General features: G+C 67.1%; 12 protein-coding genes and 2 pseudogenes. 11 read left to right on the forward strand and 3 right to left on the reverse strand.

Going from position 1 to position 14,420, the window contains the following annotated elements; all coding sequences use genetic code 11:
• Position 1: 1 nt before the first annotated feature.
• Positions 2 to 406 (forward strand): hypothetical protein, encoded by a 405-nt coding sequence (locus ACOI2T_RS05980; RefSeq protein WP_409506137.1) that lies wholly within the window; start codon positions 2 to 4, stop codon positions 404 to 406.
• A 26-nt stretch (positions 407 to 432) separates the two neighbouring features.
• Positions 433 to 879, forward strand: coding sequence for a hypothetical protein (locus ACOI2T_RS05985; RefSeq protein ID WP_409506138.1), 447 nt, complete (start codon positions 433 to 435; stop codon positions 877 to 879).
• A gap of 114 nt (positions 880 to 993) precedes the next feature.
• On the opposite strand, the gene ACOI2T_RS05990 is transcribed toward ACOI2T_RS05985, so the two are convergent.
• Positions 994 to 1,446 carry an STAS domain-containing protein gene (locus ACOI2T_RS05990; RefSeq protein ID WP_409506139.1) on the reverse strand — a complete coding sequence of 151 codons (453 nt, stop codon included), beginning with the start codon at positions 1,444 to 1,446 and terminating at the stop codon, positions 994 to 996.
• 224 nt (positions 1,447 to 1,670) lie between these two features.
• On the opposite strand from ACOI2T_RS05990, the pseudogene ACOI2T_RS05995 reads away from it, so the two are divergent.
• Together ACOI2T_RS05995 and ACOI2T_RS06000 are read left to right on the forward strand one after the other, a co-directional pair.
• Positions 1,671 to 2,237, forward strand: a pseudogene (locus ACOI2T_RS05995) (TetR/AcrR family transcriptional regulator); the annotation flags it as partial.
• Positions 2,238 to 2,312: 75 nt separating this feature from the next.
• A pseudogene (locus ACOI2T_RS06000) lies at positions 2,313 to 2,777 on the forward strand (MEDS domain-containing protein); the annotation flags it as partial.
• Positions 2,778 to 2,781: 4 nt separating this feature from the next.
• Here ACOI2T_RS06000 and ACOI2T_RS06005 read toward each other — a convergent pair.
• Positions 2,782 to 3,468 carry a hypothetical protein gene (locus ACOI2T_RS06005; protein WP_409506140.1) on the reverse strand — a complete coding sequence of 229 codons (687 nt, stop codon included), beginning with the start codon at positions 3,466 to 3,468 and terminating at the stop codon, positions 2,782 to 2,784.
• Positions 3,469 to 3,523: 55 nt separating this feature from the next.
• On the opposite strand from ACOI2T_RS06005, the gene ACOI2T_RS06010 reads away from it, so the two are divergent.
• Together ACOI2T_RS06010 and ACOI2T_RS06015 are read left to right on the forward strand one after the other, a co-directional pair.
• A complete protein-coding gene (locus ACOI2T_RS06010; protein WP_409506141.1) occupies positions 3,524 to 4,252 on the forward strand; it encodes an ATP-binding cassette domain-containing protein in 729 nt (242 codons plus the stop codon).
• A 14-nt stretch (positions 4,253 to 4,266) separates the two neighbouring features.
• A complete protein-coding gene (locus ACOI2T_RS06015; protein ID WP_409506216.1) occupies positions 4,267 to 6,261 on the forward strand; it encodes a YhgE/Pip family protein in 1,995 nt (664 codons plus the stop codon).
• Between the two features lie 547 nt (positions 6,262 to 6,808).
• Here ACOI2T_RS06015 and ACOI2T_RS06020 read toward each other — a convergent pair.
• Positions 6,809 to 8,281: a carboxyl transferase domain-containing protein gene (locus ACOI2T_RS06020; protein ID WP_409506142.1), complete on the reverse strand. Its 1,473-nt coding sequence runs from the start codon at positions 8,279 to 8,281 to the stop codon at positions 6,809 to 6,811.
• A gap of 26 nt (positions 8,282 to 8,307) precedes the next feature.
• Between ACOI2T_RS06020 and ACOI2T_RS06025 the strand changes: the two genes are divergently transcribed.
• The 5 genes from ACOI2T_RS06025 (at position 8,308) to ACOI2T_RS06045 (ending at position 14,420) form a co-directional block, all read left to right on the forward strand.
• Positions 8,308 to 9,042 carry an enoyl-CoA hydratase gene (locus ACOI2T_RS06025; RefSeq protein WP_067846072.1) on the forward strand — a complete coding sequence of 245 codons (735 nt, stop codon included), beginning with the start codon at positions 8,308 to 8,310 and terminating at the stop codon, positions 9,040 to 9,042.
• A 1-nt stretch (position 9,043) separates the two neighbouring features.
• On the forward strand, positions 9,044 to 10,150 hold the full coding sequence (locus ACOI2T_RS06030; protein ID WP_409506143.1) for an MBL fold metallo-hydrolase: 1,107 nt from the start codon (positions 9,044 to 9,046) through the stop codon (positions 10,148 to 10,150).
• Between the two features lie 83 nt (positions 10,151 to 10,233).
• Positions 10,234 to 11,769 (forward strand): serine hydrolase, encoded by a 1,536-nt coding sequence (locus tag ACOI2T_RS06035; RefSeq protein WP_409506217.1) that lies wholly within the window; start codon positions 10,234 to 10,236, stop codon positions 11,767 to 11,769.
• A gap of 28 nt (positions 11,770 to 11,797) precedes the next feature.
• Entirely contained in the window at positions 11,798 to 14,173 is a 2,376-nt protein-coding gene (locus tag ACOI2T_RS06040; protein ID WP_409506144.1) for a cation-translocating P-type ATPase, read from the forward strand.
• A gap of 58 nt (positions 14,174 to 14,231) precedes the next feature.
• Positions 14,232 to 14,420 carry an antitoxin gene (locus ACOI2T_RS06045; protein WP_067846061.1) on the forward strand — a complete coding sequence of 63 codons (189 nt, stop codon included), beginning with the start codon at positions 14,232 to 14,234 and terminating at the stop codon, positions 14,418 to 14,420.

Here is a 14,420-nt window from a genome sequence, read left to right on the forward strand (position 1 = left end):
CATGTCTACCGTCCACACGACCGCCGTCCTCGGGCGGCGGTCGTGTGCGGTGCTCGCGGCGAGTTCGGCGTTACTGCACGTCTACATGCTCACCCACGCCCCGAATCCGGTGGCCGGTGGTTTGCTCGCGGCGATGATCGCCGGATGTCTGTACTGCGCGCGTGATCTTTGGCGGCGCGGCACGCCGGGAATCTGGTGCACCGTGGCGCTGATGAACCTCGCGATGGTCGCGTTGCACACCCCGATGCCCGCGCACCATCACGGCGCCGGACCGGCCGCGCTGCCCGCACAGTCGACCGTGATGACGCTGACCGTGATGCTGGCCCTCGCGGAGGTCACGATCGCCGGGGTCGTGCTTTACTGCCTGACGCGCCATCGATCGGTCACCACCCCGCCGGTGCGGTGAACGGTCCACGGCCATAATTGGCGTACGTGTGGACTCCGACGCTCGTCCTGATCGCTGCCACGACACTTCTCGCCTGCGCGCTGCTGGGCGGGGGCCTCTACGAAGTCCTGGTGATCGACCCCGCCTGGCCGAAACGTCCCGGCATCATCCAGGCACATAACGGCGGAATCTCCCGACGGCGGTTCTGGATTCCCGTCCATACGGTCTTCGAGGTTCTGCTGATCGTCACGCTGATCGTCGCCTGGGGCCACCCCGACGTCAGGCTCGCACTCCTGATCGCGCTCGCCGCCCATGTGGTGATGCGGGTGTGGTCACTGGTCGACTTCGTGCCCAAGGCGGTGGCGTTCGAGAAGGCCGATCCGGTCGGCGTCGACGAGGCCGCGGCCGTCCGCTGGACCAGGCGCAGTGTGTTGCGGCTGCCGCTCGACGCGGTCACGTGTGTGGCGATGCTGACGGCGTTGGCCGTGGCCTGAAAACCGGTACCAAACCAGGTTGGGACGCCGGCGCCCTGGGAATGCATGGAATGGCCGGAGCTGGCTGGTTGCGTCTGTGCTCTCGGCAAGGCGATGTGCGGATGCAATCCGGCGTTAAGCACCTAGCGTTGATCCCACATTGCCGTCCCCGGTCGAGCTCACGGTGGCGGCGTCATGGAGTGCGGCATCGAGGTTCTGGTAGGTGTCGAAGCTGCTGCGGTGACCACTGATCTCCAGCAGGCGATCGGCACAGCGCACACCGGTGACCAGTCGGAATCGGCTTGAGGCGGCCCGGTTCTCAGTCCAGGTTTGGGCTTGTAGCAAAGCCTGCAACCCTGCAACACCGAGAAATTCGATGCGGGACAGGTCGACCACAACGGTCGCCGCGGCGGCGTCGAGTGCCTGAAGCAATTCGGTTCTGAACTGGTCGGCTGTGCACGCGTCCAGCGCTCCGGAAACGGAGCACAGCGTCACGCCCGGCCACGGCTGGCTGGTGGTGAAGCCGAAAACGGTGGATCTGGTCGGTATCGGCTGCTTGCTCTTGGTGTGTGCGATCAGGTGAGACATCCAGACCTCCGGTCATGGATCGTTTTGGTGTTCGGCTCCGCCCAACCCGATGTGTACACGGAGGCGGCCAGTCCCGGACCACGTCATCGGGGCCATAGCCGTGGACGGTTGCCGGTACCTCGGCTGTGTCTCAACCGTCCCTCATTCCTATCACGGACAGACCGGTCTGTACACCGCTGTGGCGCGAAGGTCTATGCTCGACGGATGGCGGGCGGGTGACCGCGATGAGCGCGCGTGAACGGATATTGGCGACGGCCTACGAACTGTTCGCCCGGCGCGGCATCCGCGATGTCGGCATCGACGAGGTGATCGCCCGGGCGGGCGTCGCCAAGGCCTCGCTGTACAAGCACTTCCGCAGCAAAGACGAGCTGGTGCTGGCGTTCCTGGAACGCCGCGAACAACTCTGGACCCGGGATTTCCTCGAGCAGCAGTCCGACCTCCGCGGCGTCAGCGCCGAAGAGCAGCTCCTGGCGATCTTCGACCTGTTCGACGAATGGTTCGCCGACGAGGAGTTCGAGGCATGTTCGTTCGTCAACGTCTTGCTGGAGATGAGGGCAGGTCATCCGGCCGGGCGGGCGGCCATCGCCTATCTGGAGAACATCCGAGCGATCGTGCGGGAGCGGGCGCTGAAGGCCGGCCTGCGGGATCCCGATGAGTTCGCCTGCAGCTGGCACATGCTGATGACGGGTGCGATCGTCGCCGCGGCCGAAGGCGACCGACGCGCGGCGCGGCGCGCCAAAGTGATGGCGCGAGCCTTGATCGAGGCGCACCGGACCGTCGCGGTGCCGGAGCCTGCACGCCCCCACGATCACGTCGTGAACTTCTACGACACCGACGACGATATGGTCGACGACGTCAGCCGCTTCCTGGGGGCCGGCCTGTCCGCCGGTGAGGCGGTGGTGGTGATCGCGACCGCTGAGCATCGAGAGTCGTTGTCCGCCAAGCTGACTGCGCACGGTATCGATTTGGCGGCGGCTCGTGGCGACGGCCGCTATCGGTGTCACGACGCCGCAGAGACGCTCGCGGCCTTCACCGTCGACGGTGCGTTGAGCCAAGAACGGTTCGTCGAAGTGATCGGCGGAGTCATCGCCGACGCCTCGTCGGGCGGTCGTCACGTGCGGGCGTTCGGCGAGATGGTGGCCCTGCTGTGGGCCGACGGCAACGTGCCAGGAGCGCTGGGGCTCGAAGCCATGTGGAACGACCTCGCCCGCACCGCGAAATTCTCGTTGTATTGCGCCTATCCGACGGGCATCGTCAGCCGTGCCGGTGATCTCGACGGCAGGCAGCGGATATGTGCCGAGCATTCCGGAGTCGTGGCCCCGCGCGGTTAGCGGATCAGGCCTCCAGCTCTCCGAGGATCTTGCGCTCGATGCTCGCCCGCGTCGTGACCGGGAGCACGACGAGGCCGTCGAGTTCCTTCTGCGCCCGCGTGTAGGCGTTCTGGCGCTCCTGCGGCGTGGCGCCGTCGTCGGATGCGAGCCGCAGGAGTTGTTGGGCCCGTGCCAGCCGCTCCTGGGCTTCGGCCGAGAAATCGCTGCGTCGCCGGCGGATCGCCTCGGCCTCGGCGATGTCGAAGGCCGTCACGTACTCGTGCACCGCATCGCGGTATTCGAGTTGCGCAGCGCGGTCGAGGTCGCCGACGTCGTCGGGCCGCAACAGGTCGGCCCGGCTTCGTGCCTTGTGGAAGGCGATCGTCAACGGGTCGCGCATATCGGTCATCACCGGGAAATCGAGGAGTTTGGCGATGTCGATCTCGTAATCGAGCCAGCGGGCATTGGTGCGATCGTGCTGCTCGAGGACCTTCGCCATCTCGCGCTGGTGCGCCGCATCGGCCGACTTCGCCGCCCCGGCCGCTCGAGCCATCTCGATCTTGGTCTGCTGCTTGATGCGGTACCGCTCGAGCCGCCGCTCAGCACGCCGCTCGTTGGCGGCTGCGACGGCCTTGATGCCGCCGCCGATCATCCCGCCCAGCGGAAAGATCAGCCACCAGAAATTCCCTGCGAAATGCAGCAGAGGCTCCACAAATCCCAGAATGCCATTCCCTGTGCGGGCCCTACGGATGTGTTGTGATTGGGCCATGTCGCAGCTAAGTCCCGAGCCTGACGCCGACGAGGACGAGCAAAGACCACCGGCCATCACAGCACGGGCGCTCACGATGCACGGGCCGTGGGGCCCGGTGTACGGCCCGATCGACCTCGACATCGCCGAAGGCGGCGTCACGGTGCTCGTCGCGCCATCGGGTTCGGGCCGCACGGCGCTGTTGATGACGCTTGCGGGTCGCATGCGCCCGGCGGGCGGTGCGCTGACGGTGTTCGGGCGCACCCGTGCCCGCGACATCTTCCGCGTCGCGGCGCTGGCCGGTATCGATGAGATCGACACGGTGTCCGAATCCGTGACGGTGCGCGACCTCATCACCGAGCAACGCCGTTGGGACGCCGCCTGGTACCGCCTGGTGCGCCGTGCCGACGAGAACGATCTCGCCGCACTGTGCGCGCCGGTGTTCGGTGATCTGCCGCTGCCACCGCTCGCGGAGTACTTCGACGCCCTCACCGAACTCGACCAGATCCTGCTGCGCGTCGCCCTGGCCAACACCGCCAGGCCGCCGCTGTTGGTGGTCGGCAATCTCGACCATCTCACCGATGACCGCAACCGGATCCTGCTGCTGGACCGGCTCGTCGCCCTCGGCGAGCAGCAAACCGTCATCACCGCAAACGTCAACGGGGTGGCCAACCCGGCCGTCACGCAACTGAATGTGCCCAACACGACGCCGGCCGAACTGGCCGCCGCGCAGAAAGGTGGCGAGTAGCCGTGCTAGCCGGAATGTCTCTGGGCACCGACCTCAAACGGTTCTCCCGCGGCACGATGCCACGCATCGCGTTGGTGACGGTGATCCTCATGCCGCTGCTGTATGGCGCGATGTATCTGTGGGCGTTCTGGAACCCGTTCGGCGAGGTGAACAAGGTTCCGGTGGCATTGGTCAACGAAGATCAGGGCACCGTCGCCGAAGGGCAGGAACTCAAGGCCGGCGACGAGGTCGCCGACGCCCTGGTCGATTCGGGCCAACTGCAACTGCACCGGGTGTCGGCCGCGGAGGCCGCCGATGGCGTCGCCAGCGGCAAGTACTACTTCTCGATCACCCTGCCGTCGGATTTCAGCGCCAACATCTCGTCGCCGTCGGGCGGCTCGCCCCAGCAGGCCAAGATCCGGTTCACCTTCAACGACGCCAACAACTACCTGGGCTCGATCATCGGGCAGAACGCCGCGCGTGAAGTGCTCAACCAGATCAACGCCAAGATCGGGGAACGCACCGTCGGGACGGTTCTGACGGGACTGACCGACGCCGGTGCCGGGCTGGTGAAAGCGGCCGACGGCGCACAACAACTCGCGGACGGGACCACCGCGGCCAACGACGGTGCGCACCGTCTGGCCGCCGGGGCCGACGCACTCACCACGGGTTTGGTGACCGCGCGAGACGGCTCCGCGCAATTGGCCGCGGGCACGCGCCAACTGTCGACGGCCGTCGACACCGCGACCGATCCGCTGCTCACGGTGCTCGACCGGGTCAGCGGCCTCGGCCTGGATCCCAACGAGGTCGGCATGGCCGCGCAGCGACTCTCTGGTGCGGTGCGCTCGACCACGGACCGCATCGCCGCGTTGAACATCGATCAGGCCCAGGCCGCCGCGATCGTCGACCAGGCGGTGGGCATCCTGCGCAACAGCCCAGACCCGACCGTGCGCGACACCGGCGAATTCCTGGCCGGCGCCCAGCGGCTGCTGAAGTCCCGCGGTATCGACCCCACGACCGATGACGGGCTGATCCGACTGCGTGACAACGCCGCTCAACTCGAGACCGAACTCGGCGACCCGAACAGCAAGCTGCGGACATTCATCACCAAGGCGCTCAACGGGGGCCTGCGCGCCGACGTCGTCAGGTTGCGCGACGGTGCGCATCAGCTCAACACCGGAGCGCAACAGCTCAACAGCGGTCTGGTCCAGCTGACCAACGGAAGCCGCCAACTATCCAACGGTGCAGACGAACTCGCCAACGGAACCGAACAGCTCCAAGGCGGCAGTCAGCAGCTTGCCACGGCCCTTCGCGAGGGCTCGACACAGGTTCCGTCATGGACGCCGCAGCAGCGCACCGAGGTCGCGCGGACCCTGGCGGCGCCCGTGGCGCTCGACATCCAGACCCACAACCCGGCCGCCACGTTCGGCACCGGGTTCGCGCCGTTCTTCCTGCCGCTCGCACTGTTCATCGGCGCCCTGATCATCTGGATGTTGTTGACTCCGTTGCAGGCTCGTCCGGTGGTCAACGGCCTCGGCGCGTTGCGGGTGGTGCTGGCGTCGTACTGGCCTGCGCTGCTCATCGTGGCCTGCCAGGTGGCGGTCATGTATGTGGTCGTGCACTTCGGCGTCGGCCTGCAGGCCAAATACCCGGTGGCGACGGTCGCGTTCCTGGTGCTCGTCGGAGCCGCCTTCCTGGCGCTCATCCAGGCCTTCAACGCGCTGTTCGGAGTGTCGGTCGGCCGCGTGGTCACACTCGCGTTCCTGATGCTGCAGCTCGTGTCGGCCGGCGGCATCTATCCCGTCGAGACCACGGCCAAACCGTTCCAGATCCTGCACCCCGTGGACCCGATGACCTACGCGGTCAACGGGCTTCGCCAACTGATCGTCGGCGGGATCGATTCGCGGCTGTGGATCGCGATCGCCGTGCTCGTCGGCCTGTTGGCGGTGTCGCTCGCCGCGAGTTCGTGGGCGGCCCGGCGAAACCGGCAGTACACGATGGATCGGCTGCATCCACCCATCGAAGTGTGAGGGGGCGCTCGCGTAGCCGTCACAGGGGAGCCGGGCCGGGGTAGCCTCCTGCCCGGCTACTAGCGACAATGTCGCGGAAATCGCCTCTGCTGCATCGGTTATCTCAATTGCCACACCGGTTTTGGGTTCATCGGCCACAGAAATCTCTGGCGCAACATCAACCTCAGCAGTTGCGTGCCCGCATACGAGCGACATTGTCGCTCGCCAGGTGTGCAACGGATGACCTTGATTGTCAACGACATTCGTTGTGACGTCTACGCCGAGGACCGCTGCCACATACTGACTGCAACCCTCGGCAGAGTGAACAATTAGCCGCAGGGGTGCTTCCCATGTTCCGGCCCAACGAATGTCGATGACCGCCTGCCAGCGATATTGTCGCTGTAAGGCGGGCACCGAAAAATGCGTTAACCAAGTGTCATTCGAGCATGGTGTGGCAGGTGTTATCTCCGGCGTGGGATAGCTGCGAATGCTGTTACGCAAGAGGCGGTTTCCGCGACATTGTCGCTGATATGCGGGCAGGACGACACCTGACGGGCTGAGCGCAGGATCAGCCCAGGCCGATCCTGCGATAGCGCTCGAGCCGGGCCTGCAGCCGTTGTTCACCGGGCACCGCACGGAGCGCGTGCAGCTCGGTGGCGATGGCCGTCGAGAGCCTCGACGTGAACGCGCGGGGCTCGTCGGCGGCGTCGGGAAGCTCGGGCACGACGACGTCGACGATGCCGTGCCGCAGCAGATCCATCGACCGGACCCCTTGCGCCGCAGCCAGTTCGGCCGCGTGCTCGGTGTCGCGGTACACGATGGCGCTGGCGCCTTCGGGTGGCAGCGGGGCCAGCCAGCCGTTCGAGGCCGCCAGCACGCGGTCGGCCGGCACCATCGCGAGCGCGGGCCCGCCGCTGCCCTGACCCATCAGCACCGACACCGTCGGGGTGTCCAGCGTGACGAGTTCGGCAAGGCAGCGCGCGATCTCACCGGCCAGCCCGCCCTGCTCGGCCTCGGTCGACAACGCAGGCCCCGCCGTGTCGATCACGAGAACCAGCGGCAGCCGCAGCTCTGCGGCCAAGGCCATGCCGCGTCGCGCCTCCCGAAGCGCCTCTGGCCCCACGAGACCGCCGACGATGCGCCGCTGGCCGACCACGACGGCGGGCTGACCCGAGAATCGGGCCAGGGCGAGCAACGTCGTCGCCGCCTCACCCCGCTCGGTGCCCGAAAGCAGTACCCGATCCGTCGCGCCATGCCGCAGCAGGAACCCGACCTCGGGCCGGTCGGGCCGTCGGGACGCCTCGACGGACTCCCAGGCCGGCACGTCGGGCAGCGGCTCCGGCGGCGCCGCCTGCGGTGGTGGGCCCGGTGGATCGGCAACGACCCGCAGCGTGCGGTCCAGCGTGTCGCGCAGCAGCGCGAGTGGTACCACGCCGTCGATGACGCCGTGGGCATGCAGGTTCTCGGCGGTCTGGACGCCGGTGGGGAACGGTTCGCCGTACAGGTGCTCGTACACGCGGGGCCCGAGGAAGCCGACGAGCGCGCCGGGCTCGGCCGCGGTGACATGGCCGAGCGAACCCCACGACGCGAACACCCCGCCGGTCGTGGGGTGGCGCAGGTAGACCAGGTAGGGGAGATGGGCCTGTTTGTGCAGCTCGACGGCGGCGGCGATCTTCACCATCTGCAGGAACGCGACCGTGCCCTCCTGCATGCGGGTGCCGCCCGAGCTCGGCGAGGCCAGCAGCGGCAGCCCCTCGGCGGTCGCCCGCTGTACCGCGGCGGTGATCCGCTCGGCCGCGGCCACGCCGATCGAGCCCGCCAGGAAGTCGAACTCACAGGCCACGACCGCGACACGGCGGCCGAACACCGTGCCCTCGCCGGTCAGCACCGATTCGTCGAGCCCGGTCTTCGACGACGCCTCGGCCAGTTCGCGCCGGTACTCGTCGCTGGTCGCGACGTCGAGCGGCGGCGCGTCCCAGCTATGGAACGAGCCCTCGTCGAGCACTGCATCACGAAGGGCCAGGGCGCCGATCCGACTCACGGTCTGAGCGTATATAGGCTGGCCGCATGATTGGTGTCACCCGAGACGGCAACGTCCTGACCCTGGAGCTCCAACGCGCTGAGCGGCGCAACGCGCTGAACTGTGAACTCGTCGACAGCCTGCGGGAAGCGGTGGAGAACGCCGCCAACGAGGATGTCCGTGCGATCGTGCTGACCGGCCAGGGCCCGGTCTTCAGCTCCGGCGCCGACCTGACCGACGCCGCCGGGATGGCGGAGAAGCTGCCCGACAAGGCGCTCGCGCTGAACCTGGCGATCGACAAGACGCCGGTTCCCGTCATCGGCGCGATCAATGGTCCGGCGATCGGCGCAGGCGTCATCCTCGCGATGATCTGCGATCTCCGGGTCGTCGCCCCGGACGCATACTTCCAGTTCCCCGTCGCGAAATACGGCCTTGCACTTGATAACTGGAGCATCCGCCGGTTGACCTCGCTGGTCGGCTACGGCCGCGCGCGGGGCATGCTGCTCGCCGCCGAGCGGCTCACCTCCGATGTCGCGCTGCAGACCGGGATGGCCAACCGCATCGGCACGCTCGCCGATGCGCAGAAGTGGGCTGCCGAGATCGCGGGGTTCGCGCCGCTGGCACTGCAGCACGCCAAGCGCGTGCTGAACGACGACGGCGCATACGAGGAACAGTGGCCGGCCCACAAGGAACTGTTCGACAAGGCGTGGGCCTCCAAGGACGTCATCGAGGCACAGGTGGCCCGCATCGAGAAGCGGCCGCCGAACTTCACCGGAGCCTGACGTGTTGCGCGCGGCGCTGCAATGGGGGGTCCGGTCGGCGTCCCTGCTGGCCGGAGGTTGGCTGTTGCGCGCGTTGAGCGGCACGTATGCGTCGGTCGGTGCGGGGCGGCGGGACATCCGCCCGGTGGCGGGGCGGTCGCCGCAGTACGACGGCGACGTGTTCGTCAACATCGAGCCTGCCTCGCCGGGCATCAGCATGAACCGCGAGGAGCGGCGGCTGCTGCTCACGGAGATGTTCGGCAGCAAGGGCGCGAGCTGGCCCACCGGGCCGATCCCGCTGGCCGAACCCGCCGACGGTGAGGCAGAGGCGTGCGCGGTGTCGTGGTACGGCCACTCCACCGCGCTGATCGAGGTCGACGGCTACCGCGTGCTCACCGATCCGATCTGGAGCAGGCGCTGCTCGCCGTCACGGGTGGTGGGGCCGCAGCGGCTGCACGAACCGCCGCTGCCGCTGGAAGCGTTGCCCGCGGTGGATGCCGTGCTGATCAGCCACGATCACTACGACCACCTGGACATCGACACCATCATCGGGTTGGCCCGCACGCAGCGGTCGCCGTTCGTGGTGCCGCTGGGCATCGGTGCGCACTTGCGCAAGTGGGGCATACCGGAGCACCGGATCGTCGAGCTCGATTGGAACGAAAGCCACCGCATCGGCGACCTGACGCTCGTGTGCACGCCGGCCCGCCACTTCTCCGGTCGGATGTTCCGTCGGAACTCCACGCTGTGGGCGTCGTGGGCGATCGTCGGGCCGACGCACCGCGCATTTTTTGGCGGCGATACCGGCTACACCAAGAGTTTCGCCGAGATCGGGTCGGACCATGGGCCTTTCGACCTGACGCTGCTGCCGGTCGGGGCGTATCACCCGGCCTGGCCGGACATCCACATGAATCCCGAAGAGGCGGTCCGCGCACACCTCGACATCACGGATTCCGGACTGCTGGTGCCCGTGCACTGGGCGACGTTCCGCCTGGCTCCGCACCCGTGGGCCGAACCGGTGCGCCGGCTGCTCGCGGCTGCCGGCCCGGCCGGCATCCAGGTCGCCGTGCCGAAGCCGGGTCAGCGGGTGGACCGGGACTCGCCGGTGGCTGACCCCTGGTGGCAGTTGTAGCGCCAATGCACGGCTCGGCGGCGCGTTTGCGGGCATACTCGCGTTCTGTGTCCACCTTCCGTACGTTGGCTCTCGCGGTGGCGATGGGTCTGGCACTGACGAGCTGCTCAGATGCCGCGCAGCGGGCGTCATCGTTCGCCGACGAGCCGCCGCCTCTTGTGCCCGCGATGCCGTTGCCGGAGAACGCTGTCGACAACGCGGTCGCCCAACTTGACCGTATCGCCGAGGAACTCATGCGCGATTCGGGGATTCCCGGCATGGCTGTCGCCGTCGTTCATGGCGGAAAGACCGTGTACGCGAAAGGTTTCGGGGTGCGCAACGCCGACGGCGGTGATGCCGAAGGCAACCGGGTCGATGCGGACACGGTGTTCCAGCTCGCCTCGCTGTCGAAGTCGTTGTCCGCCACCGTGGTCGCACATCAAGTGGGTGCGGGCGCGATCGGTTGGGACACCCCGATCGTGTCCGAGTTGCCGTGGTTCGCACTGTCGGACCCCGTCGTCACCCGGATGGTCACGGTGGGGGACATGTTCGCCCACCGGTCCGGGCTGCCCGACCACGCCGGTGACCGGCTGGAAGATCTCGGTTACGACCGCCGCCAGGTGCTGGACCGGCTCCGTCAACTACCGCTCGACCCGTTCCGGATCTCCTACGCCTACACCAACTTCGGGTTGACCGCGGCGGCCGAGGCGGTGGCCGCGGCTGCGGGCAAGAGTTGGGAGGACCTCTCACACGAGGTCCTGTACGGGCCGTTGGGCATGGAGTCGGCAAGCTCGCGGTTCGCCGACTACGAGGCCAATCCGGATCGCGCGGTCGACCACATCCGGATCGACGGTCGTTACGAACCCAAGTATGTGCGCGACCCCGACGCGCAGTCGCCGGCGGGCGGGGTGAGCTCATCGGTCAACGACGTGGCTCGTTGGCTCACCATGGTCCTGGCCGACGGTAGCTTCGAGGGCCGTCAGATCGTCGACGCGAAAGCACTTCTGCCCGCGGTGAGCCCGCAGATCGTGTCGAGCCATCCCACCGAACCCGCGATGCGGTCGGGTTTCTACGGATACGGCTTCAACGTCGGGACGACGTCTGCCGCGCGTACCCAGATCAGCCATTCGGGCGGCTTCGACACCGGCGCCGCGACCAACTTCGTCGTCATCCCCTCGGCCGATGTGGCGATCGTCGCGTTGACCAACGCGAGCCCGACGGGTATTCCCGAAACGCTGACCGCCGAGTTCGCCGACCTCGTGCAGTTCGGCGAGGTCCGCCAGGACTGGCGCAAGCTCTATGCCGACGCGTTCGCACCCATGGACGCTCCCGAAGGTGACCTGGTCGGTAAGCAACCGCCGGCCAAACCCGCTCCCGCCAAACCACTTTCGGAATATGTCGGCGTCTATCGCAACGACTATTGGGGGCCGGCCACCGTCACCGAGCGGGACGGCAAGCTGTCGTTGGCGCTGGGCCCGAAGTTGGTGGTACCGCTGCAGCACTGGGACGGTGACATCTTCACCTTCTCGTTCGTCACCGAAAACGCCCCGCCGGGGACGGTCTCCAAGGCGACGTTCGCCGGTGACAGACTGACGTTGGAGTACTACGACGAGGACCGGATGGGGACCTTTTTGCGATGAGCCGCTTGCGCGAAGAGAGATTGCACAGATGACGACGATCACTGCCACCGGCCTCACCGACGCCGAGGTCGCCGAGCGCGTCGCCGACGGCAAGACGAACGATGTGCCGACCCGCGCTGCCCGCACGGTCTCGGAAATCGTGCGGGCCAACGTGTTCACGCGCATCAACGCGATCCTCGGGGTGTTGCTGATCATCGTGTTGTCCACCGGTTCGGTGATCAACGGTGCGTTCGGGTTGCTCATCATCGCCAACAGCGCGATCGGCATCATCCAGGAGATCCGGGCGAAGCAGACGCTCGACAAACTGGCGATCGTGGGCCAGGCGAAGCCGACGGTGCGCAGACAGTCGGGCACCCGTTCGGTGATGCCCAGCGAGGTCGTGCTCGACGACATCATCGAATTGGGGCCCGGCGATCAGATCGTCGTCGACGGTGAGGTCGTCGAGGAAACCAACCTCGAGGTCGACGAGTCCCTGCTCACCGGTGAGGCCGATCCGATAGCCAAAGACGCGGGCGATGCCGTCATGTCGGGCAGTTTCGTCGTCGCGGGAACCGGCGCCTACCGGGCGACCAAAGTCGGGCGGGAGGCCTACGCCGCCAAGCTCGCCGAAGAGGCTTCGAAGTTCACGTTGGTGAAATCCGAACTCCGTAACGGCATCAACAAGATTCTGCAGTTCATCACGTATCTGTTGGTCCCGGCCGGCCTTTTGACGATCTACACGCAGCTGTTCACCACCGATGCCGACTGGCGCGACGCGGTGCTGCGGATGGTCGGTGCGCTGGTGCCCATGGTTCCCGAGGGCCTGGTGCTGATGACGTCGATCGCGTTCGCGGTCGGCGTGATCAGGCTGGGCAGGCGTCAATGCCTGGTCAACGAGCTCCCTGCGATCGAGGGCCTGGCCCGCGTCGACGTGGTGTGCGCGGACAAGACCGGCACGCTGACCGAGAACGGTATGCGGGTCAGCGATCTCAAGCCTGTCACCGAAAGTGCGGTGGCCGACGTGCTGGCGCAGCTGGCGGCCGACGACCCACGGCCCAACGCCAGCATGGCCGCGATCGCCGAGGCCTACAAGATGCCGCCGGGCTGGACGGCGACCGCGACGGCCCCGTTCAAATCGGCCACCAAGTGGAGCGGCGCTTCCTACGGCGAGCACGGCAACTGGGTGATCGGCGCGCCGGACGTCTTGTTGGACTCCACGTCTCCGGTGGCCGAGCAGGCCGAGGAGATCGGCGCCCAAGGCCTGCGGGTTCTGCTGGTGGGATCGTGCGACGTCGCGGTCGATGCGCCGGACGCGCCCGGCACCGTCACCCCGGTCGCGCTCGTGGTGTTGGAGCAGCGGATTCGGCCCGATGCCGGCGACACGCTGGATTATTTTGCGTCCCAGCATGTCTCGGTGAAGGTCATCTCCGGCGACAACGCTGTGTCGGTGGGTGCGGTGGCAGGCAAGCTCGGCCTGAACGGCGAGACCATGGACGCCAGGCAGCTGCCGCACGAGCCCGAGCAACTCGCGGACACGCTCGAGGAGTACACGACGTTCGGCCGGGTGCGGCCGGATCAGAAACGGGCCATGGTGCACGCGCTGCAATCGCGTGGCCACACCGTCGCGATGACCGGTGACGGAGTCAACGACGTGCTCGCCCTCAAAGACGCCGACATCGGCGTCGCGATGGGGTCGGGCAGCTCCGCGTCCCGTGCGGTCGCGCAGATCGTGCTGCTGGACAACAAGTTCGCGACGCTGCCCTACGTGGTGGGCGAGGGGCGCCGCGTGATCGGCAACATCGAGCGGGTATCCAATCTGTTCCTCACCAAGACGGTCTACTCGGTGCTGCTGGCGATCCTGGTGGGTATCGGCGGCCTGTCGGCGCGGTTCTTCGGCACCGATCCGCTGTTGTTCCCGTTCCAGCCGATCCACGTCACCATCGCGGCGTGGTTCACGATCGGCATCCCGGCGTTCATCCTGTCGCTCGCACCAAACAATGAGCGGGCCCACACGGGCTTCGTGCGGCGCGTCATGACGGCGGCGCTGCCGTCGGGTCTGGTGGTCGGCACTGCCACGTTCGTCTCGTACCTGATCGCGTATCAAGGCCGGGCAGCGACGCCGGTTGAGGAGACGCAGGCATCGACGGCGGCGTTAATAACGTTGCTGGTGTCGTCGGTCTGGGTGTTGTCCGTGGTGGCCAGGCCGTATGAGTGGTGGCGGGTTGCCCTCGTCGCGGTCTCGGTTGTCGCGTACCTCCTGATCTTCGCGATGCCGTGGACTCAGCACCTGTTCCTGCTGGACCCGTCCAATCTGGCGCTCACCGCGACCGCACTCGGCATCGGCCTCATCGGGGCCGTGCTCATCGAGGTGCTGTGGTGGGTTCAGGGCGCTGTACTGGGCGAACGGCGGCGCTTGTGGAGATAGCTGGCAACGGGAAGAATGGCGGCCGTTCCCAGAGTTATCGAAACGATAGGGTGGGCAAATGGGATTTCTGGACAAGGTGAAGGACACGTTGTCGAAGAACGCCGACAAGGTCGATTCGGCGATCGACAAGGCTGGTGACATCGTCGACAAGAAGACGCAGGGCAAGTACGCCCAGCATGTCGACAAGGCGCAGGACGCCGCCAAGAACGCCATCCGTAAAGACGATCCGCAGGCACCGCAGCAATAA

Origin of the sequence: Mycolicibacterium wolinskyi str. Jessa 2025 (assembly GCF_049241375.1) — a bacterium.
Taxonomy (GTDB): domain Bacteria; phylum Actinomycetota; class Actinomycetes; order Mycobacteriales; family Mycobacteriaceae; genus Mycobacterium; species Mycobacterium wolinskyi.

Coding starts and splice junctions, on each gene's coding strand:
- ACOI2T_RS05980 (WP_409506137.1), top strand. CDS start 2: ATGTCTACCGTCCACACGACCGCCGTCCTCGGGCGGCGGTCGTGTGCG.
- ACOI2T_RS05990 (WP_409506139.1), bottom strand. CDS start 1,446: ATGTCTCACCTGATCGCACACACCAAGAGCAAGCAGCCGATACCGACC.
- ACOI2T_RS06010 (WP_409506141.1), top strand. CDS start 3,524: ATGTCGCAGCTAAGTCCCGAGCCTGACGCCGACGAGGACGAGCAAAGA.
- ACOI2T_RS06015 (WP_409506216.1), top strand. CDS start 4,267: ATGTCTCTGGGCACCGACCTCAAACGGTTCTCCCGCGGCACGATGCCA.
- ACOI2T_RS06025 (WP_067846072.1), top strand. CDS start 8,308: ATGATTGGTGTCACCCGAGACGGCAACGTCCTGACCCTGGAGCTCCAA.
- ACOI2T_RS06035 (WP_409506217.1), top strand. CDS start 10,234: ATGGGTCTGGCACTGACGAGCTGCTCAGATGCCGCGCAGCGGGCGTCA.
- ACOI2T_RS06040 (WP_409506144.1), top strand. CDS start 11,798: ATGACGACGATCACTGCCACCGGCCTCACCGACGCCGAGGTCGCCGAG.
- ACOI2T_RS06045 (WP_067846061.1), top strand. CDS start 14,232: ATGGGATTTCTGGACAAGGTGAAGGACACGTTGTCGAAGAACGCCGAC.